Origin of the sequence: Streptococcus sp. DD10 (assembly GCF_001578805.1) — a bacterium.
Classification (GTDB): domain Bacteria; phylum Bacillota; class Bacilli; order Lactobacillales; family Streptococcaceae; genus Streptococcus.
In genome coordinates, this window is sequence record NZ_KQ969160.1 from 87,630 (window position 1) to 114,247 (window position 26,618).

The 26,618-nt window shown below is 37.3% G+C and carries 24 protein-coding genes; 2 read left to right on the forward strand and 22 right to left on the reverse strand.

From position 1 onward, the window contains the following. From STRDD10_RS05820 to STRDD10_RS05890, 15 genes are all read right to left on the reverse strand, one after another. Positions 1-729: ABC-F family ATP-binding cassette domain-containing protein (locus STRDD10_RS05820; RefSeq protein WP_156468615.1), on the reverse strand; the 729-nt coding region annotated here is incomplete at its 3' end. Positions 730-1,293: 564 nt separating this feature from the next. Further along, positions 1,294-2,433 (reverse strand): ABC transporter substrate-binding protein, encoded by a 1,140-nt coding sequence (locus tag STRDD10_RS05825; RefSeq protein WP_082782057.1) that lies wholly within the window; start codon positions 2,431-2,433, stop codon positions 1,294-1,296. Between the two features lie 318 nt (positions 2,434-2,751). After that, positions 2,752-3,213 carry a MarR family winged helix-turn-helix transcriptional regulator gene (locus STRDD10_RS05830; RefSeq protein WP_061415482.1) on the reverse strand — a complete coding sequence of 154 codons (462 nt, stop codon included), beginning with the start codon at positions 3,211-3,213 and terminating at the stop codon, positions 2,752-2,754. 393 nt (positions 3,214-3,606) lie between these two features. Beyond that, positions 3,607-4,317 carry an ABC transporter ATP-binding protein gene (locus STRDD10_RS05835; protein WP_067193882.1) on the reverse strand — a complete coding sequence of 237 codons (711 nt, stop codon included), beginning with the start codon at positions 4,315-4,317 and terminating at the stop codon, positions 3,607-3,609. After that, a complete protein-coding gene (locus STRDD10_RS05840; protein WP_067193884.1) occupies positions 4,317-5,081 on the reverse strand; it encodes an ABC transporter ATP-binding protein in 765 nt (254 codons plus the stop codon). Before STRDD10_RS05840 ends, STRDD10_RS05835 begins: the two co-directional genes overlap by 1 nt. Further along, positions 5,081-6,028: a branched-chain amino acid ABC transporter permease gene (locus STRDD10_RS05845; protein ID WP_067193885.1), complete on the reverse strand. Its 948-nt coding sequence runs from the start codon at positions 6,026-6,028 to the stop codon at positions 5,081-5,083. The genes STRDD10_RS05840 and STRDD10_RS05845 overlap by 1 nt, the downstream gene beginning before the upstream one ends. A 3-nt stretch (positions 6,029-6,031) precedes the next feature. Next, positions 6,032-6,901: a branched-chain amino acid ABC transporter permease gene (locus STRDD10_RS05850; protein WP_067193887.1), complete on the reverse strand. Its 870-nt coding sequence runs from the start codon at positions 6,899-6,901 to the stop codon at positions 6,032-6,034. Positions 6,902-7,065: 164 nt separating this feature from the next. Continuing rightward, positions 7,066-8,223 carry an ABC transporter substrate-binding protein gene (locus tag STRDD10_RS05855; protein ID WP_067193888.1) on the reverse strand — a complete coding sequence of 386 codons (1,158 nt, stop codon included), beginning with the start codon at positions 8,221-8,223 and terminating at the stop codon, positions 7,066-7,068. Positions 8,224-8,303: 80 nt separating this feature from the next. Continuing rightward, positions 8,304-8,576, reverse strand: a complete 273-nt coding sequence (locus STRDD10_RS05860; protein WP_067193890.1) for a DUF2129 domain-containing protein — start codon at positions 8,574-8,576, stop codon at positions 8,304-8,306. Positions 8,577-8,757: 181 nt separating this feature from the next. After that, complete coding sequence (gene clpP, locus STRDD10_RS05865; RefSeq protein ID WP_067193892.1) at positions 8,758-9,348, reverse strand: ATP-dependent Clp protease proteolytic subunit ClpP; 591 nt, start codon at positions 9,346-9,348, stop codon at positions 8,758-8,760. 193 nt (positions 9,349-9,541) lie between these two features. Next, a complete protein-coding gene (gene upp / locus STRDD10_RS05870; RefSeq protein WP_067193893.1) occupies positions 9,542-10,171 on the reverse strand; it encodes a uracil phosphoribosyltransferase in 630 nt (209 codons plus the stop codon). Positions 10,172-10,300: 129 nt separating this feature from the next. Then, positions 10,301-11,467: a MalY/PatB family protein gene (locus tag STRDD10_RS05875; protein WP_067193895.1), complete on the reverse strand. Its 1,167-nt coding sequence runs from the start codon at positions 11,465-11,467 to the stop codon at positions 10,301-10,303. A 2-nt stretch (positions 11,468-11,469) separates the two neighbouring features. Next, the gene (locus tag STRDD10_RS05880; protein ID WP_067193896.1) at positions 11,470-12,564 is read right to left on the reverse strand and encodes a cystathionine gamma-synthase; all 1,095 of its coding nucleotides are present in this window, start codon (positions 12,562-12,564) and stop codon (positions 11,470-11,472) included. 180 nt (positions 12,565-12,744) lie between these two features. Continuing rightward, positions 12,745-13,377 carry a DUF421 domain-containing protein gene (locus STRDD10_RS05885; RefSeq protein WP_067193898.1) on the reverse strand — a complete coding sequence of 211 codons (633 nt, stop codon included), beginning with the start codon at positions 13,375-13,377 and terminating at the stop codon, positions 12,745-12,747. After that, a complete protein-coding gene (locus STRDD10_RS05890; RefSeq protein ID WP_067193900.1) occupies positions 13,374-13,826 on the reverse strand; it encodes a DUF3290 family protein in 453 nt (150 codons plus the stop codon). The genes STRDD10_RS05885 and STRDD10_RS05890 overlap by 4 nt, the downstream gene beginning before the upstream one ends. 126 nt (positions 13,827-13,952) lie before the next feature. On the opposite strand from STRDD10_RS05890, the gene STRDD10_RS05895 reads away from it, so the two are divergent. Together STRDD10_RS05895 and STRDD10_RS11550 are read left to right on the forward strand one after the other, a co-directional pair. After that, positions 13,953-14,780, forward strand: a complete 828-nt coding sequence (locus STRDD10_RS05895; protein WP_067193901.1) for an exodeoxyribonuclease III — start codon at positions 13,953-13,955, stop codon at positions 14,778-14,780. 447 nt (positions 14,781-15,227) lie between these two features. Next, a complete protein-coding gene (locus STRDD10_RS11550; RefSeq protein ID WP_156468610.1) occupies positions 15,228-15,500 on the forward strand; it encodes a hypothetical protein in 273 nt (90 codons plus the stop codon). A gap of 85 nt (positions 15,501-15,585) precedes the next feature. Here STRDD10_RS11550 and STRDD10_RS05900 read toward each other — a convergent pair whose 3' ends face one another. The 7 genes from STRDD10_RS05900 to STRDD10_RS05930 form a co-directional block, all read right to left on the reverse strand. Continuing rightward, the gene (locus STRDD10_RS05900) at positions 15,586-18,612 is read right to left on the reverse strand and encodes a type I restriction endonuclease subunit R (protein ID WP_067193903.1); all 3,027 of its coding nucleotides are present in this window, start codon (positions 18,610-18,612) and stop codon (positions 15,586-15,588) included. 1 nt (position 18,613) lies between these two features. Then, positions 18,614-19,756 carry a HEPN domain-containing protein gene (locus tag STRDD10_RS05905; RefSeq protein ID WP_067193905.1) on the reverse strand — a complete coding sequence of 381 codons (1,143 nt, stop codon included), beginning with the start codon at positions 19,754-19,756 and terminating at the stop codon, positions 18,614-18,616. Beyond that, positions 19,746-21,077 carry a restriction endonuclease subunit S gene (locus tag STRDD10_RS05910; RefSeq protein ID WP_067193907.1) on the reverse strand — a complete coding sequence of 444 codons (1,332 nt, stop codon included), beginning with the start codon at positions 21,075-21,077 and terminating at the stop codon, positions 19,746-19,748. The genes STRDD10_RS05905 and STRDD10_RS05910 overlap by 11 nt, the downstream gene beginning before the upstream one ends. Beyond that, positions 21,077-22,873 (reverse strand): type I restriction-modification system subunit M, encoded by a 1,797-nt coding sequence (locus STRDD10_RS05915; protein ID WP_067193908.1) that lies wholly within the window; start codon positions 22,871-22,873, stop codon positions 21,077-21,079. The genes STRDD10_RS05910 and STRDD10_RS05915 overlap by 1 nt, the downstream gene beginning before the upstream one ends. A 632-nt stretch (positions 22,874-23,505) precedes the next feature. Next, positions 23,506-24,138 carry an endonuclease III gene (gene nth / locus STRDD10_RS05920; protein WP_067193910.1) on the reverse strand — a complete coding sequence of 211 codons (633 nt, stop codon included), beginning with the start codon at positions 24,136-24,138 and terminating at the stop codon, positions 23,506-23,508. Positions 24,139-24,270: 132 nt separating this feature from the next. Then, positions 24,271-25,608 (reverse strand): DUF1958 domain-containing protein, encoded by a 1,338-nt coding sequence (locus STRDD10_RS05925; RefSeq protein ID WP_443031092.1) that lies wholly within the window; start codon positions 25,606-25,608, stop codon positions 24,271-24,273. A 182-nt stretch (positions 25,609-25,790) separates the two neighbouring features. Further along, positions 25,791-26,618 (reverse strand): amino acid ABC transporter substrate-binding protein, encoded by an 828-nt coding sequence (locus STRDD10_RS05930; RefSeq protein WP_067193912.1) that lies wholly within the window; start codon positions 26,616-26,618, stop codon positions 25,791-25,793.

The window sequence follows — 26,618 nt, forward strand, 5'->3', positions numbered from 1 at the left end:
GTTGCCAACATAACGATGTAAAGCATGTTTAGTCAAATCCATCGTCACCGTTGCTACCTTATCGAGAAAATAGCGATCATGACTTACAAGAATGAGGGCACCACTGTAATTAACCAAATAGTTTTCAAGCCAAGCAATCGTTTCGATATCAAGATGGTTTGTCGGCTCATCTAGCACGAGTAAATTTGGTTTTTCAAGAAGCATCTTTGCTAAAGCCAGACGAGTATTTTGTCCTCCTGACAAATCAGAAATCTTCACTCCCCACATACTTTCATCAAACTGGAAACCATTTAAAATTGTCCGAATATCAGACTCATAGGTAAAACCACCAGCTTGTCGAAATTCTTCTGATAACCGATCGTAGTCCGACATCAAACTCTCTAATTTCGAACCAGTAACTTCTCCCATTTGTTCTTCCATCTTACGCAAAGACTTTTCTGTTTGACGAAGTGTCTCAAAAACCTGTAGCATTTCATCATAAATACTCCGATCTGACTCAAATCGACTATCCTGTGCAAGATAAGACAAGGAAATATCCTTTTTTCGATTGACTTCTCCAGAAGTCGGCTCTTCTTCCCCAATAAGTATCTTTAATAAGGTTGACTTGCCAGCACCATTTTTCCCTACAAGGGCAATTCGATCACGTTCATCTACTTGTAAACTAATGTTATCAAAAAGAACCTCCCCAGAGAAAGAGCGTTCTATTTTATTTGTTTGTAAAATAATCATAATCTTATTTTACTATCTTTTTCATTATTTGACAATCGTAATGAAATCATTCACCTTTTAAATAACTTCACTAGCTTTTTTCACACCCGTGGTCTCAATTCTACCTAAGTTTCAAATTTCTTTTAACTTCACATTAAGACAAATCACAATAACAGGTTTAAACAAAAAAGTTGAAACATATTCGTTCGTCGCCCCACCTCCAAGGATAATTAGGAATCCTTTTGAGCTTAAAGGAGGATGGAGACACAGAAGACTCGTTTTACCAATTTTGATTTTCAACTTAATTCAGTAGTTTTGGCAATTCCTCACAATATTTAGCCTTTTACCTATTAATCAGCAGGACTAAACATTTTTCACCATTTTCCTCCATTATACCAATGACAGAATGTAAAGAAATGAAAGTATCTGACCTAGCCGACAATCAGTTTTAAGCTCCTCAAACTCCTTCTCATTAATCGGGTCTTCTTCCACATGCTATCCAACTCTTTCATTCAATCAAAATAAGATAAAAAAAGCAATGGAAGGAATTAAAAAACCAATCCATTACTCTTAAGATTTATCCCATTACTGTACTGCACGAGTCGATGGTGTCAAACCACGTTCTCCTGCTGATGAAGGCCCCTGCACATCTCCAACGAATAGACGAATTTGTGCTCTAAAGCGTTCCACTTCTGCACGGTCTTCCATAAAGTTAACAAATTCTTTCAAATTAGCATTTTTATATTCCCAGATTGGTTTAACACCCGCTGGAGTGACATCCGTACGTACGCTCCATTGGAAGATATTATTTTGTTGCGTTTCTTTATCAAGCAACCAATTTTCAAATAGTTTTGCACCTGCTGGGTGTTTAGCATCCTTCAAGATAGCCATGCGCTGCGCCCAAGCAACAAATCCTTCCTTCTCAGGAATGACCAAATGACTTTCCGCACTTTGATCTAAAAGTCCGGCTGTTCCAAGAGTCACAGCGTATTCACCTGCTCCAACTTTATCACCCGGTTCTTGAGTTCCTCGAACAAACTTCGGATCTTGTTTCATAAGATTTTCCATCCATTCCCAACCGTTTTTATCAATCATTTGCTTATACCAGAAGAGAACAGCATCATCATCGTTTGGATAGGTTGAAATCAATTTCCCTTTCAATTCAGAATTCAATAAATCTTTAGCTGTTTTAGGTTCAGATGTTGAACCAAGGGCCTTGGTGTTAACGACATTTCCAAAAGCTAGAACATAGCCACCAACCCAAGTACCATCAGGATCTTTAAAGTCTTTGTAAACTTTATCCCAACCAGCAGGTTTATAAGTTAATAGCTTGTTTTGTTTTTTCCAGTATGTGAAATCGTTCAGAGTTTGTAACTGAACAACATCAGCTACCACATTATTGGTGGCCATTTGATACTCCAAACGACCATTCTGAACCTTACTATAATCTGTAACAACTTCTAATTTCATCCCTGGGAAACGTTGCTCGAAAGCAGTCTTGGTGTCATCATTTTGCTCAGCAGTATCACCACCAGCATAATACACGACTGTTCCGCCCTCTTTAAGTGCTTCTTGATACAAGGTATTCAAACTCTTCGTTTCAACCTCAACCGTTTGACTAAAATTGGCTTTCTGTGAAGAAGAGGTACATGCCGCTAGAGCGACAACGGAAGCTAGTGTAACGACAGAAGTAGCAATCATTTTTGCTTTTTTTGAAAATTTCATTTTATTCTCTTTTCTATTTTTTATAATTCCAATTTGAATTATAAAAAATATTATAATCCCATTTAGAATTTTTGTCAATATTTTTGTTTCGGTAATTTAAAAAAATTGAAAAAAACCTCAACTTTAAGACAAAGTGAGGTTCCTCCTTCTATGATAAAACGCATATTATCAAGTTTTTTAATCACCCAATAATATGAGTTTTTGATTTTAGGAGCTTTTTATTCATCCTTTCCTAATTAAGCTCATCTTCTTAGGTCACATTACTTCATTTTAAACTATCCTTATTTCATAAGACTCTATGTGTGAATGACGAAAACTCTAATTTTCAGAGTTAGCGTTAGATAATTTACGAATCCCTCCGTCCACTTCTAACTCTAATTGCTTCGAGAAATAATCCATTACTTCCACAAAGTGAGCAGAATACTTTTCAGAAGTTTCTTTCAAAGCCTTATCTTCCATTTCGACATAAGGTGTTAATATGTTTTTCGCTTCATTACGTCCCTTATCAGTAAGAACAATTACTAGTTCTCTCCGTGTATTTGGAACCTTTTGCAACTCAATATAACCCTCTTCCTGCGCAATTTTAACCGCAGCATTTAAAGTCGATCGCGGTATCATCCAATCCTTGGATAATTGTTTTTGCGTATGAGCTTGATCATCGTCCAACATATACAAGAGCCATCCAAGTTTCCCTTTATCCCCCAAGGATTTTTGAATTTCTTCAAAAACATAAATCACACGATTGACTGATTTCATTAAACTACGAAAATTTTCTCTCATAAAAACTCCTTATAAAAATTCTTAAATATACTTTTAAAAAGTTTACTCTTTTTTGTATCTTTTGTCAATTTTTTTCTGATACGAGATTAAGTAAACAAATAGATTGGTCTAAAAAAACAAGCCATTAGTGAAATAACACTTTGGACTGCTTCATTTTTGTGAATAATTAACTTTTTGTTAACACTCTCCTTCCACTTCAAAAGATTTTCTTTTATTATTTGTTTTAGGAATACTAACATTTCATGTAACAGCTAATCAAAAAAGACAAGAACTATTTTAGAACTTGTCTTTTTCTATAAAATATGACTATTTAAGCGTAAAATATTTCACTTTCGTTATCCTAAGACCGTTTACAGAGAATTAAAACAGCCCATTTCGAACAATAGTAAAAATTTAGCCTCCTAAATAAGCTTTTCGAACTTCATCAGAAGCAAGTAACTCCTGACCAGTACCTGTAAGTACGACTTTCCCAGTCTCAAGAACATAGCCACGATCAGCGATTGCCAATGCCTTATTCGCATTTTGCTCGATGAGAAGTACTGTAGTTCCTTGTTTTTGAATATCTTGTATAATGTCAAAAATTTCTTGAATAAAGATTGGTGCAAGTCCCATTGACGGCTCATCTAGAAGCAATAGTTTAGGAGTAGACATCAGCGCCCGTCCCATAGCAAGCATTTGTTGCTCACCCCCAGAAAGAGTAGCCGCATCCTGATTTTTTCTTTCCTCCAAACGAGGGAAGCGAGAGAAAACTTTTTTCAAGTTCGCTTGATTTTCCTCTCTATCCTTTTTAAGAAAAGCACCCATTTCTAAGTTTTCCAACACCGTTAATCCTGGGAAAACATGACGTCCCTCTGGCACTTGAGATAGCCCTGCTGCTACAATTTTTTGCGCTGGAACTTTCTGAATTTCTTGATTTAAAAACTCAATCTTACCAGCACTTGGTCTCACCAATCCTGAAATAGTCCTTAAGATGGAAGTTTTTCCGGCACCATTTGCACCAATTAAGGTAACTACTTCGCCTTCGTTAACCTCAAAGTTCACATCACGTACCGCCTGAATCATGCCATAGTGAACGGATAGATTTTCAACTTTCAACATTGACATTAGGCTTCACCTCCTAGATAAGCTTCGATAACACGTTGGTTGTTTCGAATTTCCTCTGGATTTCCATGAGCAATCAAACGACCATATTCTAGTACATAAATTCGTTCAGTCACATCCATAACTAGACTCATATCATGCTCGATGAGCATAATTGTAATCTTAAATTCATTTTTTATGCGACGGATGAGTTGAGTTAGTTCAGCAGTTTCTTGTGGATTCATTCCTGCTGCAGGTTCATCAAGAAAGAGAATCTTCGGTTCAGTCGCTAAAGCACGGACAATTTCTAAATGACGTTGCTGCCCATAAGCAAGATTTTTAGCTAGTGTATTCGCTTCACCTTCAAGCCCAAAAATAGCAAGTAATTCTAAAGCCCTAGCTTTTAACTCATCCTCATTCTTATAGTAGGCTGGTAAACGGAAAAAACTTGCAAATAGATGTGGTTTGTGATGATTTCCAAAAGCAATCAAAACATTATCTAAAACAGTTAAATCCTTAAACAGACGAATATTTTGGAAAGTACGTCCTAGGCCAGCTGCAGCAATCTTATAAGGCGCTTTTCCATTAACTACTTGCCCATCTAATGTAATAGTTCCTTCACTTGGTTCATAGACACCTGTCAAAAGGTTAAAAAGTGTTGTTTTACCAGCTCCATTAGGTCCAATTAAACCAACTAATTCTCCTTCATTTAACTCCATTGTCACATCACCAACTGCCGTTAAACCACCAAAGTTTTTTGTTAAATTTTTTACATCAAGAAGTGCCATTATTTAGTCTCCTTCTTATCAAATAGTTTTTTCAGACTCAGTTCCCAAGTTCCTAATAAGCCACCTGGTCGGAATATCATCACTAAAATAAGTGCAAGGGAATAAATAATCATCCGAATACTTGAAAAATCCTGTAATACCATATTTAAAATTCCCAACACAACTGCAGCTAAAATGGTCCCTGTAATCGAGCCAAGTCCACCAAATACAACAATAATTAAGACATTGATTGTATTTGAATAAGAATAATCATTCGGAACAACTGAACCTATAAAACCTGCTTGAAGTGCTCCTGCAATCGCAGCTGTCATCGCACCAAAAACAAAAGCAATTACTTTCACTTTTGTAGTGTTCACCCCCATAGACTCCGCTGCAATTTCATCCTCACGAACAGATAAAGTAGCACGTCCCATAGGGCTTCTCAAAAAATTAACTGTAAAAATTGTAGTTACCACCGCAAAAAGATAAACCATTTGCCAGTTCGTAAAAGCAGGAATTCCTAAGATACCCGCTGCACCATTTGTTAAACTACCACCATTTACAATAAGAATACGGATAATCTCGGAAACACCTAGTGTAGCGATAGCCAAATAGTCCCCTTTTAAACGCAAAGTCGGTACACCCACTGCTAAGGCTACTGCTCCTGCAATTAGGGCGCCCAAAACCATCGCACCGAAAAATGCGCCATACGTTGGAGATTGTTGTCCTAAAATCGCTGCTGAATAAGCCCCTATTGCCATAAACCCAGCATGCCCTAGAGAGAACTGCCCTGAAAAACCAACAATAAGATTCAAACCAACCGCTAAAATAATGTTAATCCCAATTTGTTGAATAATTTGTACATAAAAGAGATTTAAAACACCTGCAGAAACTAGAATTGAAATCAGAGCATATCCTGAAATCAGAAGACCAGCCCAGATTAAATTAATTTTCAAATTTTTCTTCATTGTTTACACCTTCTCCTTCACATTTTTACCAAGAAGACCTGCTGGACGAATCAAGAGGATAACAATCAAGATAGCATAAACAATTGCATCACGAAAATCTGACAATCCAATCGCTGTAGCAAAAGTTTCTAACAGACCTATCACAAAACCACCTAAAGCAGCACCTGGAATAATACCAATTCCACCAAGAACTGCAGCAACAAAAGACTTAATTCCCGGTGTCATTCCCATAAGTGGTTCCAAAGAGTTATAGTAAAGGGCGATTAAGACACCTGCTGCACCTGCTAGAGCTGACCCTAAGGCAAAAGTGAAGCTAATGGTTCTGTTAACATTGATTCCCATCAGTTGAGCAGCATCACTATCCACTGACACCGCACGCATCGCTTTCCCCATCTTAGTTTTTTGAACGATAAACTGAAGAGCTATCATAAGCACCACCGAAATTCCTAAAATCATCAATTGAATATTAGAAACAGAAATAGGACCCAATGTATAGCGAACTGTTTGGATAACTTGAGGGAAAGGTCGCGTATTGGCTCCTACAAAGAAGACCATTCCATACTCCAAGAGGAATGAAACACCTATAGCTGTGATCAAGGCTGCAATACGAGTAGAGTTACGCAAAGGACGATAAGCCAAAAACTCAATCACAACCCCTAATAAAGCTGTACCAATCATAGCCAAAATAAGTGCTACAAAAAAATTCATTTGTAGTGAATTGATCAAGAAATAACCAATAAAAGCACCCATCATATAGATATCACCATGGGCAAAATTAATCAACTTAATAATCCCATAAACCATGGTATAGCCTAGTGCTAGAAGTGCATAAACACTTCCTAGAATTAAACCATTAACTAGCTGTTGTAGCATGTTGTACCACACTTTCTATTACGTAATAAAGGGGAGTGGGATAAAAATCGATAACTCTCAGAGTTCGATTTCCCCCTCACTCCCTATTTTTTTATGTTCAGGTTAAAAGAATCACAAAACTGTTTTGTTCTATCTATCAATCGCCAAGTGATCGAAACCATTTATTATGGTTGAACAGTTTCAGCAGCTTCAACGACACCATTATTCATTGTCATCATAAAGGCTGTCTTAACAGTGTTATGATTTTCATCGAAGCTTGTATCTCCTGTAACACCTTCAAAGTTCTTCGTTTTTGCAATATTGTCTTTGAGTTCTACAGAGTTTTTAGCTCCTTTTGCTGCTTGCGCAACAATGTTCACTGAATCATAAGCAAGAGCTGCAAAAGTTGATGGCTCTTCATTATATTTAGCACGGTATGCTTCAAGGAAGCTTTTCGCTTTTTCAGAAACATCTACAGTTGTTGAAAATCCAGAAATGAAGTAAATGTTTGAAGCTCTTTCTGCTGTTGCTTGCTGAACAAATTCTTCACCGTTAAATCCATCTCCACCAACGATTGGTTTATCAATTCCCATACCGCGTGCTTGGTTTACAATTTTTCCAGCTTCAGTATAGTAACCTGGAAGAACGATAGCATCAAAATCCTGATCTTTAATCTTAGTTAGAGCTGCTTGGAAATCAGTATCTTTCGATTGGAAAGTTTGTTCTGAGACAATCTCTCCCTTATAAGATGACTTAAAGGATTCTGCAATTCCTTTTGCATAGTCACTTGAATTATCATAATATAGAACAACTTTTTTCGCACTTAATTGATTAGTTACAAAGTTAGAAATAATCTTACCTTGGAAACTATCTTGGAAAGTAGCAATAAAGAGATACTCTTGACCTTTTGTCAATCCATCTTGAGTAGCACTTGGTGAAATTAAAGGAACACCCGCTTTAGTGGCATTGGCAACTGCCGCTGCTGTAGCACCAGATGTCGCTGGCCCTACAATTGCGTTAACTTGAGATTGTGTTACCAAGTTTGTTGAAACTGTTGCAGCTTCCGCAGTTTCTGATTTATTATCTTTATCAACAACTTCGATTTTTTTTCCATCGATACCACCAGCTTCGTTGATTTGATCAACAGCCAGTTGTGCTCCTTTTTGTTCTGAGATTCCATAAGAAGCTACTGCTCCTGTTTCCTCAAAGTTAAAACCAATTTTAATCGTATCTCCAATTGATGTACCAGTAGTGCTGGAGCTACCTGTAGAGACCTCTCCACAAGCTGCAAGAAAGGCTACACTTGCAAAAGTTAGCATTGAAAACGCAATTTTTTTCTTCATTTTTTCTCCTTAAATCTTTCTTAAAAAATATATATGTTAAGAATATACAAAATTATCTGACAATTGTCAAGCAACTTTGACTAATTTTCTAAAATTGTTGTTTCTTCCTGCTGTAAAATGCCAACAAAATGACACCCTAGCTCTTTTAGAGGAGAAAACATTACCTTCTTAACAAATTTTTCAGCCTGAAGTTTTTCAGCCGTTTTCTCTAACTGTTCTAAATTTAAATAGATTTGAATATAGCGATGTTTCTTTGAATGATAGACAATATCACCATAATGTTCTAGTTTTTTTCGGTCACGATTATAATAAAGATATACAATCAAACTTGCACGTTCCTGTTTTTCAAACATAATCTTCCTTCTAGCATGGCTAATTTTAGTCAATTCTTTTATACCAATGTAGTTTTTAGTTTCATCACTATAAAAAAAGAACTTGACTAGTTTTAATGATATTTTTCCATACGATTATACCAAATTTCTGACTAATTTTCCATAAGAAAAGAGCTGGTTTCCCAGCCCTATTCCTAGTTCACTAGCTCAGATTATTATTAGCCATAATTTCATCAATAAAACCATATTCTAGTGTTTCTTGAGCGCTCATCCAATTATCACGTTCAGCATCTGCATGAACTTTTTCAATAGATTGACCTGAGTTCTCTGCCAAGATTTTTTCTAAATTATTGCGTGTCTTAAGCAAATGTTCAGCTGCAATCGCCATATCCGTCTGCTGGGTTCCCCCACCTGTTCCACCCATTGGTTGGTGAATCATATATTCTGCATTTGGCAACATAAAACGTTTGCCTTTCGTACCACTCGATGCAATAATCGTCCCCATTGATGCTGCCATTCCCATAACAATGGTTTGAACATCAGATTTGATGAAGTTCATCGTGTCAACAATAGCAAGTCCAGCTGAAACGGATCCACCTGGGGTATTGACGTAAAGATAGATGTCTTTTGTATTATCTTGTGCATCTAGGAATAAAAGTTGAGCAATGATGGAATTCGCCATATTGTCTTCAACGGCCCCTGTTAGCATAATAATCCGATCTTTCAGCAAACGAGAGTAGATATCGTAGGAACGTTCTCCACGACTTGTCTGTTCTATAACTACTGGAATCATGTATATTCTCCTTTAAGTCTTAATAGGTGCAGAAGGAACTAAATCATCAACACTTCTGTCCCTTATTATATCTTATTGGTCAAAAAAGGTCAAATATTTGCTTCGTATTTAAATCGATAACATAAACAGTAAAACTTCATATCAAAATACAATAACCATTCATACCTTGACAACTTCTTATCAGGTAGCAAGCTTATTTTGTACCGAAAAGACGGTCACCAGCATCCCCCAAACCTGGAACAATATAGCCATGTTCATTCAATTTTTCATCAAGAGCAGCCGCAAAAATTGGTACATCTGGGTGAGATTTTTGAAAGGCAGCAACCCCTTCAGGAGCAGCAACCAAGCAGACAAATTTTATATTAGAAGCACCACGTTTTTTTAAGGAATCAACTGCCAAAATAGCAGAGCCACCAGTAGCTAACATCGGATCCACAACGAAGATTTGTCGTTGGTCGATATCTTCTGGCAATTTCACCAGATATTCAACTGGTTGCAAGGTTTCTTCGTCACGATACATCCCAATATGACCAACTTTTGCAGCTGGAACGAGACTTAAAAGACCATCGACCATTCCGATACCCGCTCGAAGAATTGGAACAATTGCCAATTTCTTCCCTGCAAGTTGTTTTTGTACAGTTTTTGTGATTGGGGTCTCAATTTCAACATCCTCTAGTGGCAAATCACGCAAAACTTCATAACCCATCAGCATTGCTATCTCATCGACTAATTCTCGAAAAGCCTTAGTTGAAGTATCTGTACGACGTAATATAGATAATTTGTGTTGAATCAGGGGATGTGAGATTACTTGAATGTTTTCCATTAGGGAACTCCTTTATTTAATATTTTCTCCTGGACAAGCATTTCAACTCCTGTTGTAAGATTGTCTCGAAGTAGTATCACTTCATTGTACCATAAGTAAGGAGAAAAGGCTTGCATCAACAAACCTTTTTTATTTTTTAGGAAAAGTCGTTATCAATCGGTGACAAATTTGCTCAACCAAACTCTTTGGAGCAGCAATATTTAAACGAGCATGTTGGCTTCCTTCTTTACCAAAATCCACTCCCTGATTGAGTATAATTTTAGCTTCATCATGTATCTTGTGATACAAGTCATCGTCAGACAAACCATAGGCAGAAAAATCAAGCCAGATTAAGTAGGTGCCTTGTGGTTTCATGACCTTTATGTCTGTCTTTTCCTCCAATACTGTCACAACATAGTTGATATTTTCTTCCAGAATTATTTTCAAATCCCTTAGCCACGGTTTTCCATTACGATATGCAGCCTCAGTCGCAATGAAACCAAGACCTGAAATTTCATGCTGATTATTAACCAGTTGCTGACGTTGGAAACCTTTTTTTAATTTAGCATTCTCAATAATTGCATAGGAGTTTTTCGTTCCAGCTATATTAAAAGTCTTTGTTGCACTCGTTAATATAATGGTAAATTCTTTAAATTCCGGTGCAATGGTGTTGAAAGAAATATGTTGATGACCAAATAAAGTCAAATCTTGATGAATTTCATCTGAAACCAGTAAGACATCATATTTTTGACAAAGACGACCAATTTTCTCCAGGGTTTCTTTATCCCAAACACGTCCACCAGGATTATGCGGATTGCATAAAACGTAAAGCTTGACATCATTCTCAACGATCTCTTTCTCAAGCTGTTCAAAATCAATCTCAAATAAGGCGTTTCGCTCAACTAATGAGTTGGTAATGAGTTTTCGTTTGTTTAACTTGATAGTGCGAGCAAAAGGTGGGTAAACAGGTGTGTTAATCAACACACTATCACCTTCCTCGGTATAAGCTTGAATGGCTGTCGAGATAGCTGGCACGACTCCTTCTATGAACACGAGTGCATCTTTTGGAAACTCGTAGCCATGTTCAGTTCTTTCCCAATCTATGACAGACTGATAGAGACCATCACTTGCATATGTGTAACCATACACCAACTGTTCTGCATAAGCTAACACTGCTTCACGCACTTCAGGTAGAACTTCAAAATCCATATCTGCTATCCAGGCAGGAATCAGTTCTCTATTTTTTTCCGTTTCTTGCCATTTATAAGTATGATGACCTAAACGATTAGGAAGCCGAGTAAAATTATAATCTGTCATTTTTAATCCTCCAAGGCTTGTTTTAAGTCTGCAATCAAATCCTCACTATCTTCAATTCCAACTGATAACCTTAGTAAATCGTCGGTCAAACCATAAGAATGACGAATCTCTGTAGGAATATCCGCATGTGTCTGTGTCGTTGGATAGGTAATTAAACTCTCTACACCACCTAAACTCTCCGCAAAAGTAAACACTTCTAATTTATTTAAAATTTGAGGAATGTTCCCTTCATCTTGAACTTTAAAAGAAATCATTCCTCCTTTCCCTGTGTAAAGAACTTCTTTAACTGCTGGTGAAGTTTTTAAAAATTCTACAACCCGAAGGGCATTCTCCGTTGAACGCTCCATACGAAGAGCTAAAGTCTTCAAACCACGAATCAATTGATAACTATCAAAAGGTGATAGAACAGCACCTGTCGTGTTAAGATTGTAAAATAACTGGTCATACAGTGCTTGGTCATCAGTTACTACGACACCTGCTAAAACATCATTGTGTCCAGCCAAGTATTTAGTAGCAGAGTGTAGAACGATATCAGCCCCTTGCTCGATTGGTCTTTGGTAAATAGGACTATAAAATGTGTTATCAACTACTACTTTTGCTCCCTTTTCATGAGCTAAAGTTGCCAACTTCTCAATATCAAACTCAAGCATGAGTGGATTGGTTGGGGTTTCGATATAGAGCACATCAATATCTTCTTGTAGATGTTGAAGTAGCTCTGCCTCGGTATTGGCGTAAGTAAAATGGAAACGTCCTTCCTCCTCTACCTTGTTAAACCAACGAAAAGAACCGCCATAGAGGTCACGTACTGCAAGAACTCTACTCCCTACAGGAAAAACACTAAAAGCCAGAACGATAGCTGACATCCCTGAACTGGTCGCAAGGGCAAATCGAGCACTCTCAATTGCTGCCAAAGTTTCCTCAGCTGTTACGCGAGTCGGATTTTTAGTACGGGTATAATCAAATCCTGTAGACTGTCCAAATTCCGGATGCTGATAGGTGGTTGAAAAATGAATCGGCGCCACTAGAGCACCTGTTATTTTATCTGTTTTAATCCCCGCTTGAGCTAAGATTGTGTTCAATTTGCGCTTGTCTACCATGTTTGAATGCCTCCTAAATCTAGAAATACTTGCTACTATTATACCACTCATTTTAGAAAAGTGATTTTCGATTTTTCAAGAGCTGGTTATAGTTTCAAACTATAATAAAAAACGATTTACTTCTCTAGTGGCAAAGTAAATCGAATTATACTAAGTGAAAACACACAGACAATCAATGAATTAATACGTCACAACACGTAACAATCCTTTATCGTACTCAGCGATAAAAATGTCTGATACAGTCTCATAACCATCCTTGGATAAGGTTTCAAGAAGCCACTCTTCGTCCTTTCCAATAGTATCTAAAACATCCTCTTGCACCACTCCATCTGTGATAAGTGGATACTTTGGATTTTCATCTCCCATTTGAACCACAATCAGTTGACCATTTTGCTCCAAAACTGCCCTTTTTACTAATTTCAACTGATAAATCCCTTGTCCCCGTAACTTTAAGGCGATATCTGCAGCTGTTAGACCTACTGAACGACAAGCTTCTGGATCAACCTTCCCATGCTGAATAAGAATGGTTGGTTTCCCATCGATCATCTTTTTAACCATGTGGTTATTTGTTTTTAGCCATTTAAGCAATAGTACAAAAATTGTCCACATTAAAAGGATAATACAATACTGCAAAATCGAGATAGACGGACTGTAAATAACTCCTCCAATAATTCCCCCTAGGACATAGTTCTGAACCTGATCACTAGCTGAATTCGGTGCCAAGTTCCCTTTCCCTGATACATTAATCACAAAAATAAGAGAAACTAGACCCAAAGCCAGTTTTATGGCAACATCTAAATAAGAAAGCGTCATTTTTCTACCTCCACTAGTTCAACATCTGATCGATAGAGTTCCATTTTTTCTAACATATAGGTATCCTGATCTGTACCACTAATCGCACGGTAGAACTGATCTTTTACTTTCACAATCGCGCCATCTGTTGCGGCAGAAGTATTGACATAGACTTCCTCTCTCTTAACCCCTAACTGTTCAGAGACTAGCTCAATAAAATGAAGTGAGGTCCGAAATTGATTATCTGAACTTTGATTTTTACTATAATCACCAATACTAATGAGTACTAACGTTAAAATGCCAAGACCTAGGATAATGACTAACTCCCTATATTTACTCTCTTTCTGAGCCTTATAGGACTTAAAAGCAAAAAATATGGTAATCAACAATAATATAACTAGCGTAACAAGCATAACCCAATTTTGCTGACTAATTTGACTCAATACATAGTCGTACGAGTAAAACTTCATTTTTCAACTCCTTCTAATTACTTTCTCTATTATAATGTCAATTTTATACATTTTCAAATCTTATCTAATCAGTTTACCTCATTTTTTGGTATAATATGGTCTAGAATAACTAAAAAAGGAAACATTATGAAACTCATTTCTTGGAATATCGATTCTCTCAACGCTGCATTAACAAGCGATTCAGCTCGTGCAAAGCTATCACAAGAAGTTTTAACGACCTTACAAGCAGAAAATGCGGATATCATTGCCATTCAGGAAACAAAATTATCTGCCAAAGGACCAACGAAAAAACACCTAGAGGTCTTAGCAGAACTCTTCCCTGGATATGAAAATACTTGGCGCTCCTCTGTAGAACCAGCCCGCAAAGGATATGCAGGAACCATGTTCCTCTACAAAAAAGAATTGACACCAAGGGTAACCTTCCCAGAAATCGGTGCCCCTTCTACCATGGACGTCGAGGGTCGGATTATTACCCTAGAATTTGATGACTTCTTTGTGACCCAGGTCTATACTCCGAATGCTGGAGATGGGCTCAAACGCTTGGAAGAACGCCAAATTTGGGATGCCAAATATGCAGACTACTTGACAGAACTAGACCAGCAAAAGCCTGTTCTGGCAACAGGAGACTACAACGTAGCCCACAAGGAAATCGACTTGGCCAATCCAGCTAGCAACCGTCGTTCCCCAGGCTTTACCGATGAAGAGCGCGCTGGCTTTACTAACTTGCTAGCCAAAGGATTCACTGATACCTTCCGCCACTTACATGGGGACCTTCCAGATCAATATACTTGGTGGGCACAACGTAGCAAGACATCTAAAATCAACAACACAGGCTGGAGAATCGACTACTGGCTCACTTCTAACCGCATTGCGGACAAAGTGACTAAATCAGCTATGATTGACTCAGGTGCCCGTCAAGACCATACACCAATTGTCATGGAGATTGATCTGTAAAAAGAATTTCTATTATACCTCCTCCAAACCAATTTTGAAATAGTTCAAATCATTACCACCCGTCTAACGGGTGATTTATACCAGGGCTATAAGCCCAAATTACCAGCCAGCGCCTAAAGACGCTGGCTTTCACGTTATTCAAGCCTCATTGCTCTTGACTCGTCACTTGCCTCTTAAAGAGGCTTTAGTATTACTTACCACTATCCCTAAAGGGATCCTCATATTCTTTTACACTCAAGAATCTAGTGCTATATCATGCTTTACTCGTTCTCAAATTTTTAGACTCGTGAAGAAATCATCCACTGGATAATTTTTCTTTTCCTTTCGCTTTACAATTGGCTTGAACACCTTTATTGTATCGCGTTTGGAGTTTTTTTGTCTTGCACCTAACGGAGCGAGACGGACTAATAGTCGCATGATAAAACTTTCGACAATAGTCAGAAAGCAGTGTCAATTAAAAATATTATATCTTTCGATAGATGGCTGATAGAGCAAAACCCAAACTTTAAAACGGACGATACTCATCAAAACACCCACAACAAGTATACCGACCGATCAATGACTACTTATATCAGAAATTATTTAGACCATCCTAGTGAAGATACCAATTTACCTTCTAGTAAAAGTCGTAATTCTCCAACACCAGAAGAAATTAGCCAATCAATAGAGAATGTGATGAAAATCTTAAAAAATAATTTTCAAGCAAAGAAATCAAAATAAGTAGAAACCTATAAACCTTACGAAAAACAACTCATGCCAATTAAACATGAGTTGCTTTTTACTCTATCTCACAACTATACTATATTTAAGCCTTAATATCACTTCGCCATTTTTTATAGGCTTCCTGTGCTGAGGTTGCCATAATAAACTTAAAAATCTCCTCATTTGAAAATAGTTTTTCAAATGTTCCCTCACTAGATTGAGAAAGGTTAATAATTAAATCCTCGAATTCTTTTGGAAATAGCGAGTTCTTAAACATCGCATAATCATTGCTTTTAGCTATCGAACGTTGGCGTTCACTTGGATTTTGAACGACTTGTTTGACAATCAAGTCCAAAATAACTTGGTCTTCTTCGGTAAATACATCTGGAAATTGTGAGTTGATTTTATTTAAAATTTCCGTCAACGTATCTTTTTCTTCTGGTGGTTTTACAGCAGGGTTGATACTTTTTTGCTGTTTATAAATCGAACCTTCCTTTTTAATCAAAAGAATAGATTCTTCATTATCCTTGACTAGCTTATAGTAATCCATGCGAACTTTATCTGAAATATCAACAACTTCTTGACTATTTGTCGGAAGTAAAGAAATCAAATAGTTGATAAAAATATACTCTGAAAGCAGTTCTTTATCAAATAAACGAACTAGCTGGGAAATGTAATTGTATTTTTCTCTAAAACCTCGCAAAAGAGTTCTAAACTCATATTTAACTGAATCTTCCAGTTGATTATATCTTCCAATTATAGATTGAAAACTATTAGCCAATCTCCCCAATAACTTCTCATCCTGTATATAGTTTGAGGATTGGTAAAGAGCGATAACTTTCTCAACATCATCAGTATTATATAGATGGTATTTCCTGATTTTTTCCTTAGCATCATACAGAAGATTTGGGTCAATAGCTTGGTCAAGGGTTGAAGATTCATAAAAAGGCTGAAAGGCTTCTTTAATGTCTTCGGCAGTATTTTTAAAATCAAGTACAAAAGTATCCGTTTTTCCTTGCATCGTTCGATTTAAACGTGAAAGAGTTTGAACAGCCTTAACGCCACGCAGTTTTTTATCAACAAACATGGTGTGAAGCTGTGGTTCATCAAAGCCAGTTTGGTATTTTTCTGCAACAATCAGCACATTATACTGAGAGCTAGCAAATACCTCTTTAAGCTGATTTTCTTTGATACCATTCATTTTAGGCTCAGTATATTCTTCTCCATCATCACTTACTTCACCTGAAAATGAAACCAAGGTATCCATATCCGTATAACCTTTTTCTCCAATGTAGCGTTTAAACTCTTTCATATAACGAACCGCTGCCAAGCGAGACGAAGTCACAACCATAGCCTTCCCTTTACCGCCAATCGCATGACGCGTTTTCTCTCTAAATAGCTCAACCATCACTTCTGTTTTTTGTGCTAAATTATAAGGATGTAGGTCAGCATATCGAGCAATGGCACGTTTAGCTTGTGAAGCTGGTAATTCAGGGTCATCTGGAACTAATTTCGAAATCTGATAAGCCGTATGATAGGTCATATAGTTCTGTAAAACATCCAAAATAAAACCTTCCTCAATCGCTTGACGCATCGAGTAGACATGATAAGGATGGAATGTTCCATCTGGCATTTGCTGACCAAATAATTCAAGTGTTTTTGCCTTTGGGGTTGCCGTGAAAGCGTAAAAAGAAATGTTACCGTGCCTTCCTTGTCCAAGCAGGGTGTCATTAAGTGCATCTTCCTTATCTCGTGCCTTACTTGCCTCCTCCTCGTCAAATTCTTCCCACTCTTTCAAAGCCTCCTCTCTATCTGATAAGGCTATTTTTAACTTTTGTGAAGCCGAGCCAGTCTGTGACGAATGGGCTTCATCGACAATAACCGCAAATCGTTTCCCAGCTGTCGATTCAACTTCTTGATAAATAACAGGGAATTTTTGCAAAGTAGTAATGATAATTTGCTTTCCATCATTGATAGCCTTTAGCAAATCTTTAGAAGATTTATTATCTCCAATCGTTTCCACCAAACCTGTCGTTGCATCAAAGGAAGTGATGGTTTGTTGCAATTGACGGTCTAAGACGGTCCTGTCTGTAACGATTATAATCGAATGAAAAATCGGCTGATTATCATCGTTGTGCAATTTTTGTAAATGGTAGGACAACCACGCAATGGAGTTTGATTTCCCTGAACCAGCCGAGTGTTGAATCAGAAAATGTTGACCAGAGCCTTTTTGCTTGGTATCCGCAACCAACTTTCGTACCACATCAAGCTGATGATAACGTGGGAAAATCAATGTCTGTTTTTCTACTGTTTTTCCGCTTGTATCCTTTTCATGCTTGACTTCTAAGTTGATAAAGCTTTGCAAAATATCCATCAGAGCATCTTTTTGTAGTACTTTTTCCCAGAGATAGGCGGTTGGGTAGCCTGATGGATTTTCTGGGTTACCAGCCCTACCAACATTCCCAGCTCCGTTTGATCCTTGATTAAAGGGCAAGAAAAAAGTTTTCTCCCCAGCTAGTTTGGTTGTCATCCATGCTTGGTTCAAGTCTACGGCGAAATAAACTAATATACGGTGATTAAACTGAAAAACTGTTTCTTTGGGGTCACGGTCAAACATAAACTGTTTTTTGGCGTGTTCAACGGATTGCCCCTTCAATTGATTTTTGAGTTCAAGTGCAACCAGCGGGATACCATTGATTGAGAGAACCATATCAAGGGTGTTATGATTATGGGGGCTATAGGCAAATTGCCTGATTACTTGCGTTTTATTGGCTTGATAAGCCTTGATAATGTCGTCATTTAAGGCAGATGAAGGGCGAAACTGAACTACCTTAAAATGAACCCCTCTGTCTTTAATCCCCTTTCGAAGAATATGCAAGATACCATGTTGAGAGACCTCCTGCTCAAAGCGTTTATAGAAACTTTCCACAGGGTCAGCTCCAACTATTTTTTCATATCTCGCCCACTTCTTTTCTTGGGTTTCTTTGACAAACTGAACAAGTGTTTCTAGCTCCAACCCCTTAGTTGCATCATAGCGCGACTCCTGAAAGGTCGTTTTTGTCCAACCTCCAGATGGTGAGGTCAGCCATGTTTCGATATCTTGCTCAAAGCGTTTTTCATTATCTTCCATATTATTCCTTATCTTCTTCATCGTTTTCCGATGAACTTTCTTGCTCATCATTTCCTAACACGCCTATCTGAGAGATAGTTGTATTTTGCATTATTTTTGATATACGTTCAGCATGAGAATTAGCAATCTCTGCCATAGTAGGTGCAATGGTTTTGGAAATATCTATTCTAGGAATAGTTATACTATTCATTGCCTTTGCTATTATTTCTCCTAACAGAATTGCATTGTGGACCGGTATTGTCTTTGTGTAGGCTTCAACCGCTTTTTGAAATTGTTTCGACATTTCAAGAAGTCCTTGTAGCGCAACAGTTGAAACCTTTGTATTTTGGTAAAATTTCCTTTCAAGTAGCTCAGCTTGGATTTCGTGAAATCTGTTAGCATAGGTTCGAACTTCATTTCTACAGAACTGTAAGTCCTTAAAACTCATTTCTTTATGATGGGCAACCTTGTTTCGAACATTTCGAATCTTCGTTATGACTTCTTCATCAATATCGTGCCTTGGTAATAAAGGTTTTATATTTATTTCCCACAGACTTCGAAATTCTATCTTTTCAGTTAGCTTTTGAAGTTTCTCGTATAGATTTCTATTTTTACTAATACCACAAAATTCATAGGAGTCCCCGACTGCTAACCAATCTTTCGCAAACAAAAATTTTTCTAGCTGGCTCAAATCCAAATCTTCAACATAATCATTTAGGGTTTGTTTTTTTCGTTCATCAGTGGCAGCGGTCACATCATAAAAATGGTAAATGAAGTAAAAAATTTTTCTTAAGTTGGTTTCATAATCAAGGAGAGTCGAGTAACATTTTTTCGCATAATAGGCTGATAAATCAGCAGAATATTGAGTTACTTCAAAATATTGACTCAAAATCCCACTTATCCTTGCTCGAAACTTATCATAGAAATACGCCTTTCTCCAATGAACATCAACCATTGCTTTTAATCGACAATGGAGGATATTATCTGATTTTCTAATGATTGTTTTAAATTGTAGCGGGTTATCCTCTGGGAAAGTACAAGCAAGCGTATTGGTCTGCTCTAATTGACTAATCTCACGATTATTTTCGAAGGATTTCCAAAATAACTGGCATAAATCTTCATCATTAGTTTTTGGTTTTAGCAATAGTTCAAAATCAACCTTCATCTTCTTCTACCTGCTTTTTGCCTGTTACATACTCATAAATCATCGACTTCTTATAGCTTTCGTATTCGGAAATAAGGTTTTCCTTTTCTGTTATAATAGCATCTATTTGGGCTGTTTTTAGGTCGAGGAAGTCGGCAATCATCTCGCCATCTTCAAAAGATAAATCTGGGATATAATAATTTTGAATAAATTGAGTAGAAATACGTTTCAAACCAGCTACACCAGTCATTGTTGATGAACCAATATTTATAAAATTACTATTTTGTAGATAATAAAACAAATATCTTGAACTGAACTCCCCCTTTTTTTCATTCCTGATGGTAAATATTTCTGATGTTCCGAAACCTATACCATTTAACAAATTTGAAACAATTGCAATGTTTCCATTCTCAAAAGAAGGACGAACCTTAGCTAGAACAATATCTCCATTTGCAAAATAATTATATTTTCCCCTCAATGAACCAATTTCTTGCTGTAAATCATTAATAGTATAGCCGTTTTTCAATCTGTCCATAGGTAGAAACGTAGCCAAGTCATCATTTGAAAAATTATCGTTGTATTGAGGGTTGATTTGCACAATATACTTTATTTTTGTATAATCCCACCCCTCTGGAATATCCCCTATCCAATCGATACCAGACGGCACCATCGTCACACTTGGGTCAAGTCCTTTTGTGACAATTTCTGTAATCAGCGATTGTTTATAGGCTTTTAACTCCTCGATGGATTTCTTACTATCACTGATAATCTCATCAATCAAAGTTATTTTTTGGTCGAGAAAGTTGGCAATTTTTTGTTGTTCGGAAATAGGAGGGATTGGAATTAACAACCGATTTAATTTCTCGGATGGGATTCTCATTCTTATAGTGTTTAATTTCCCATTACCCGACTCTTTAATCAAAATACCATTTCCTAATCCCAGCAAACTTCTTTGAAATTGTTCAGATTGAAAAAGGTAGCAATAATAGTTGATGTCATCTCTATCATTATCCGAGTAATAAGTATAATATACTGGACTTACTGCCCCTAACCAACTAGAAAGACCAACTGCACCAGCCAAAATATTCATACTATTCACGACAATATCGTTTGGTCGTGCTACTTTATAAGCAGATAAATCTTCTTTAGCCTTATTTCCTCCCCCTGTTTTTTCTGAGTATGGAAAAACTCCGTTTTCTACTGACAAAGATAGGATAAAATTCGTAATAATTGGGTCATTTTTTTCTTTACGTTCACTGAGTACATATTTCCATCGTCTTAATTCCCACTCCTCAGGAATCTCTCCTATCCATTCAACACCACTGTTTTTCATCTTTCTCATCACAAGTCCTCCAAGTCATTGCTACTCAGAGATTCGAAGTTTTTTACAATTTTCTCCTCTAAGGCTTTGATACGCTTTGCGATAACCTCTGATCTTTCTGGTGCTTGGTATTTATAAAACAAGCGTGTAAAGGGGATTTCATAGCCAATCTTGGTTTTCTTTTTATCCACCCAAGCGTCAGGATTAAAGGGTAGCACTTCTCGAGCTATATAGGAGTCAATATCCTCTGTCAGTGGGATATCCTCGGTATCTCGTTTGCTGGTGTCGGCTTCTACTTTCCTATTTTTCTTGCGGATGATTGTTCCATTTTCATCATAGAGAGGGGTTTCAACGGTCACTTTTTGATAACCAAAAAAGTCATTATCAAAGATTTTAGACTCTACCATGGTATCACCTTCGGTATAGGTTTTATTGGCAAATTCTCCGTAAGCCTGTACGATGAGTTCTCGCTGAGCTTTTTTGATATCCACCCTCTTATCACCGATATTTTTCCGCCGTTTGGCAAAAGCCTTGCTGGCATCCAGCAACTGCACTTTCCCATGACGCTCCTTAGCCTTATTTTTAGTGATAATCCAGATGTAGGTTGAAATTCCAGTATTATAAAACAAGTCTGTCGGTAGCTGAATAATCGCCTCCAACCAGTCGTTCATGATAACATGCTCACGGATTGCAGACTCCCCACCGCCAGCATTGCCAGAAAAGAGAGCCGAACCGTTATGAATAATTGCCATACGACCTGTATCTTTCAGCTTAGAAATGCCATTTAGCTGAAAAAGAAGCTGACCATCTGATATTTTGGGAAGCCCCACGCCAAAACGACCTTTTTCTCCTAATTCAGCCTCTTCTTTTACGGCATTTTGGTCTTTCTTCCAGTCAATACCAAATGGAGGGTTTGAAATCAAGTAGTCAAAGGTATAACCTGAAAAAGCATCCTTGGAAAGAGTAGAGCCCAAAGCCATATTATCAGGATTTCCACCTCGAATCATGGTGTCTGCCTTAGCAATTGCATAGGTCTCTGGGTTTATCTCTTGACCAAAGGTTGTAACGTCTGCATCGGCATCAAGATCTTTGATTCTCTCCATCATGGCTGAAAGCATCTGAGATGTTCCCATAGTCTGGTCGTAAATCGTCCGTACGATAGGCTTATCTGATGGATTTTCATCGATTAGGAGAATGTCTGTCATCAAGTAGATAATATCCCTACTGGTAAAGTGAGCCCCAGCATCCTCACCGTAACTCTCAGAAAATCGACGAACCAGCTCTTCAAAGATATACCCCATGTCCGTCGAAGTGACAGTATCCGCACCTAAATAGGCTTTCTGGCTGTTAAACTCTTGAATAACTGCAAACAAGGCATCGTTAGTTGCCATCTTTGAAATCTCTTTGTCGAACTCAAAATTGTCAAGAATGTCTCTAACATTTTCAGAAAAGCCATTAAGGAAGGCATTGAAATTGTCGTAGATATTTTCAGGATCGCTTAGCAGATTCTCAAAGGTAAAACGACTTGTATTGTAAAATTTATAACCAGAAGCATCTGTTAATTTTCTGTCTCTGATTTGCGTAACCTTGATATTTGTCACTGATTTCGCAACCTCAAGTACATCATCTCTTGTCGGTAGCAAGGTGTCGTGCAACCGTTTAATGACCGTCATCGGCAGAATAACCTTACCGTATTCATGTGGCTTATAAAGCCCTCGTAAAATATCAGCGATATTCCATATCAAAGAAGCCTTCTCTTTGATATTCGTCGCCATCCTTTCGTGGTGCATTTTTTCATTTGTTATCTGTTCTACCATACTTTATTCCTTCTTGAAATTTTTATGAAGGGCTGATGGGATTCCTTTATTATGAATATAATAAAGGAAGGGTACCCTTCCTTTATTATGAATATAATAAAGGAAGGGTACCCTTCGGGTTTCTTAAATTTTCTAGTTCTATTATAGCATATTTGAGGATATTTAAAAAAATCAGGACCACCCGTCAAACGGGTGGTTTGTACCAGGGCTATAAACCCAAATCACCAGCCGGCGCCTAAAGACGCTGGCTTTCACTTTGTTCAATCCTTATTTCATTTGACTCGTCACTTACCTCTTAAAGAGACTTTAGTATTACTTACCACTATCCCTAAAGGGATCCTCATATTCTTTTACACTCAAGAATCCAGTGCTATATCATGCTTTACTCGTTCTCAAATTTTTAGACTCGTGAAGAAATCATCCACTGGATAATTTTTCTTCTCCTTTCGCTTTACAATTGGCTTAAACACCTTTACTGTATTGCGTTTGGAGCTTTTTGTCTCGCACCTAACGGAGCGAGACGGACTAATAGTCGCATAATGAAAAGGACTTAGCATTTATTCTACACAAAGCTAAGTCCTTTACTTATATGATATGCTAAATTTATACATCTATTTCTGTTGACGCTACTATTAGTATAACTTACTAAAATCATACAGTTGCGGATAGTGATCGCACTCGGGATTTTTAGGATGGCAGATAGCTCGACCAAAGTATATCATAGCTTGATGTGCTGCTAACCACTTATCAGGTGGAAGAATTGAACAAACATAATCTTCCACTTCTCTAGGGGTAGCCGACTTCTTCACAATATCATGATGCTTGCAGATGCGCTCCACATGAGTATCGACAGCAAAAGCAGGAATCCCAAATCCTACACTCATAACGACATTTGCTGTCTTACGTCCTACGCCAGCTAAACTTTCCAGTTCCTTACGAGTATGAGGAACTTTTCCACCAAAGTCTACTACTAACTGTTGAGCACACTTTTTCATAAACTTAGCCTTATTTCGATAAAGACCCAATGTTGAGATATAGCTAGCTAAATCACTCTCCGAAGCTACTGCCATAGCTTCAGGGGTAGGATAAGCTTCAAATAGAGCTGGTGTTACTTTATTAACAGCCTTATCAGTTGTCTGAGCAGATAAAAGAACTGCAATTACTAATTCAAAATCATTTCGAAAATCAAGGCTAGGTTGAGCATCAGGAAAAAGAGCAATAATTTCTTCGATAACATACCTAGCACGTTTTTTTGATAATACCATAGTTTTTCTTTCTAAGATGAGGGTAAGTATATTATACCATGAAACAAAGATGACTCCTAGATTAATGAACTAAAATATCACTAACTAGATGACTAAAAAGGGGATTTTCAATCCCCTCTTTTTAATCTTAATCTATTTTTGACGAAGACGACTCCTTCTTCTTCCCTCTAACCAAATAATCAGGAATAAAATCCCTGCAGGTAAGAGACAAACGAACCAAATAGGAGAAAACGTAACTTGTGAACTTTCTGTCTTACTAGTACTGCTAACACTTGATGCACTCGAGTCAGCAGTTTTATCTCCTCCAAAATCAAAGATACCTTTTACTTCTTCTACTTCTTGACTGTTAGAGATTAAAGGCGACACTGTTTCAAGATTGTTTTCTACTTTTAATTGATTCCCTTCAACAGAAAAACCGACAGGCTGATCCTTCTTCACAACACCGTAAAAATCCTTATTTAACTTATACTTTTTCCCATTAATAGTATGCTCACCAGCAGTTAGTAATTTCTTATACTCATAATCACTATACATCTTTTCAATGAGAGCATTTCCAAAAGGATGTCGATAGTATTCCCCATCTTGATCCGACCAATCTCCAACTCCCATAATGATTGCAATCATCCTCTGTTCCCCACGTTTGATAGTGGCAATATAATTGAAAGCACCCTCCGGACTAGAGCCAGTCTTTAAACCATCTACCCCTTCGATTCCATACTTAGCTCCAGGAAGGGAATAGTTATAGGTTTCAAACGTTTCTTCATATGGAGTACCTGCCTTAACTGTCACAACAGGTTTGTTCGTATAATTCAGAATACCTGGATAATTTTTTACAAAGTTATAGGTTAAAATTGCCAAGTCACGTGCTGTTGTTTTGTTGGAGGAATAATTATCATAACGTTGTGGATTATAATATCCTTTAAAAGCTACAGCTGCAGCACCCGAAGCATTAAACCACTGGGTATTTGTCATCCCCAATTCTTGTGCTTTCTGATTCATACTGTCAAGCCAAGCATCAGGATCATAATTAGAAAGATAGTTTGCTAACATGATGGTAGTTGCATTTGAGGATGGTACGGCAGTCATTGTAATCAGCTCTGACACCGTGTAGTCAACCCCTGCAATGATTTTGTTATTGGAAATCTCATAAATCTTAGCTGTAGCCTGATCAGCTGGAGTCGCAGTAATCACCGTATCTTCACTTATCTTACCTTGATGAATCGCTTCAAATACCAAGTAAAGCGTCATTACCTTGCTCATAGAGGCAGGATCTCGAATTTCATCTGCATTATCCTGCCACAGCACATCTCCAGTATTGCCATCAATAAGAATGGATGACTTGGGACGATTGATTTCTTGAACATCTGTATAACCTGCCGCACGGGTAATGTCCATTAGTTCATCCGCTGAAACAAGAGATGGTTGAAGCAAACAACTAAAGATGATAGAATAAATTCCTATTAGATATATCAGCTTAGCAAATACTTTTTTATTCACAACAATTCTCCTAAAATGTACTCTCTTTTAGTATACCATAAATTCTATAATTACAAGCATGATTTCAGAAAAAGTAGGTAAATTCAGTCATTATTTTCTAAAAACAATACAAAACAGTCAGAAAATCACCTGCCTAATGGCAAGCGACTTTCTGACTATTTAATATCATCTGTAGCTACATCTTCACCAAACCATTTTTGAGAAATCTCTTGAAATTTACCAGTTTTATATAGCTCTTTAAAAGCTTCATTGATTTTACTTACAAGAGTTGTATCTGCTTTTCGAGCCCCAACAGCAAAGGATTCTGTATTAAATCCAGCAGAGAATACGTTATAATCGTTTAAGATGCCTTCTTGTTCTAGATAATAGTTGGCATAAACACGATCAATCAAAAGGGCGTCAATACGGTCATTTTGCAAATCAATCAAAGCTTCATTAAAGGTTTGATATTGAGTGGCTTCCTGATTTGCAACCTGATTCTTTAGGATATCTGGATTTGCTTCAAAATCTGAATAACCGGATGAACCAGCTTGAGCACCTAATTTTTTATCAGTCATGTCTTTAACACTTGAGATAGTTGAGGTTTTTTTACTAACTAAAACTTGCTCATTTTTCATATAGGTGTCAGTAAAAAGAACCTTTTCACGACGCTCATCTGTAGCAGAATAGCCATTCCATATCAAATCAATCGTTCCTTTGTTTAATTCAGACTCCTTCATATCCCAATCAATTGGTTGCCACTTGACTGTAATCCCATACTTCTCAAAGACTGCCGTAGCCAAATCAATATCAAAACCAGTATAAGAGCCATCCTTTTGCTCAAATCCCATGGGGACAAACGTGTTATCAAATCCAATTGTAATAGTTTTGTTTGTTTCATAATTCGACCAATTATCTGAACTCACATTACTAGCTGACTGACCACAGGCAACGAGAATCAGAGAACTTACAAAAGTTGCAATGATTAAACTTAATTTTTTCAT

What these genes read in the sequence shown, in the direction of transcription:
- STRDD10_RS05825 (WP_082782057.1), bottom strand. Translation starts at nt 2,433, where the DNA reads ATGAAATTTTCAAAAAAAGCAAAAATGATTGCTACTTCTGTCGTTACA.
- STRDD10_RS05830 (WP_061415482.1), bottom strand. Translation starts at nt 3,213, where the DNA reads ATGAGAGAAAATTTTCGTAGTTTAATGAAATCAGTCAATCGTGTGATT.
- STRDD10_RS05835 (WP_067193882.1), bottom strand. Translation starts at nt 4,317, where the DNA reads ATGTCAATGTTGAAAGTTGAAAATCTATCCGTTCACTATGGCATGATT.
- STRDD10_RS05840 (WP_067193884.1), bottom strand. Translation starts at nt 5,081, where the DNA reads ATGGCACTTCTTGATGTAAAAAATTTAACAAAAAACTTTGGTGGTTTA.
- STRDD10_RS05845 (WP_067193885.1), bottom strand. Translation starts at nt 6,028, where the DNA reads ATGAAGAAAAATTTGAAAATTAATTTAATCTGGGCTGGTCTTCTGATT.
- STRDD10_RS05850 (WP_067193887.1), bottom strand. Translation starts at nt 6,901, where the DNA reads ATGCTACAACAGCTAGTTAATGGTTTAATTCTAGGAAGTGTTTATGCA.
- STRDD10_RS05855 (WP_067193888.1), bottom strand. Translation starts at nt 8,223, where the DNA reads ATGAAGAAAAAAATTGCGTTTTCAATGCTAACTTTTGCAAGTGTAGCC.
- STRDD10_RS05860 (WP_067193890.1), bottom strand. Translation starts at nt 8,576, where the DNA reads ATGTTTGAAAAACAGGAACGTGCAAGTTTGATTGTATATCTTTATTAT.
- clpP (WP_067193892.1), bottom strand. Translation starts at nt 9,348, where the DNA reads ATGATTCCAGTAGTTATAGAACAGACAAGTCGTGGAGAACGTTCCTAC.
- upp (WP_067193893.1), bottom strand. Translation starts at nt 10,171, where the DNA reads ATGGAAAACATTCAAGTAATCTCACATCCCCTGATTCAACACAAATTA.
- STRDD10_RS05875 (WP_067193895.1), bottom strand. Translation starts at nt 11,467, where the DNA reads ATGACAGATTATAATTTTACTCGGCTTCCTAATCGTTTAGGTCATCAT.
- STRDD10_RS05880 (WP_067193896.1), bottom strand. Translation starts at nt 12,564, where the DNA reads ATGGTAGACAAGCGCAAATTGAACACAATCTTAGCTCAAGCGGGGATT.
- STRDD10_RS05885 (WP_067193898.1), bottom strand. Translation starts at nt 13,377, where the DNA reads ATGACGCTTTCTTATTTAGATGTTGCCATAAAACTGGCTTTGGGTCTA.
- STRDD10_RS05890 (WP_067193900.1), bottom strand. Translation starts at nt 13,826, where the DNA reads ATGAAGTTTTACTCGTACGACTATGTATTGAGTCAAATTAGTCAGCAA.
- STRDD10_RS05895 (WP_067193901.1), top strand. Translation starts at nt 13,953, where the DNA reads ATGAAACTCATTTCTTGGAATATCGATTCTCTCAACGCTGCATTAACA.
- STRDD10_RS05900 (WP_067193903.1), bottom strand. Translation starts at nt 18,612, where the DNA reads ATGGAAGATAATGAAAAACGCTTTGAGCAAGATATCGAAACATGGCTG.
- STRDD10_RS05905 (WP_067193905.1), bottom strand. Translation starts at nt 19,756, where the DNA reads ATGAAGGTTGATTTTGAACTATTGCTAAAACCAAAAACTAATGATGAA.
- STRDD10_RS05910 (WP_067193907.1), bottom strand. Translation starts at nt 21,077, where the DNA reads ATGAGAAAGATGAAAAACAGTGGTGTTGAATGGATAGGAGAGATTCCT.
- STRDD10_RS05915 (WP_067193908.1), bottom strand. Translation starts at nt 22,873, where the DNA reads ATGGTAGAACAGATAACAAATGAAAAAATGCACCACGAAAGGATGGCG.
- nth (WP_067193910.1), bottom strand. Translation starts at nt 24,138, where the DNA reads ATGGTATTATCAAAAAAACGTGCTAGGTATGTTATCGAAGAAATTATT.
- STRDD10_RS05930 (WP_067193912.1), bottom strand. Translation starts at nt 26,618, where the DNA reads ATGAAAAAATTAAGTTTAATCATTGCAACTTTTGTAAGTTCTCTGATT.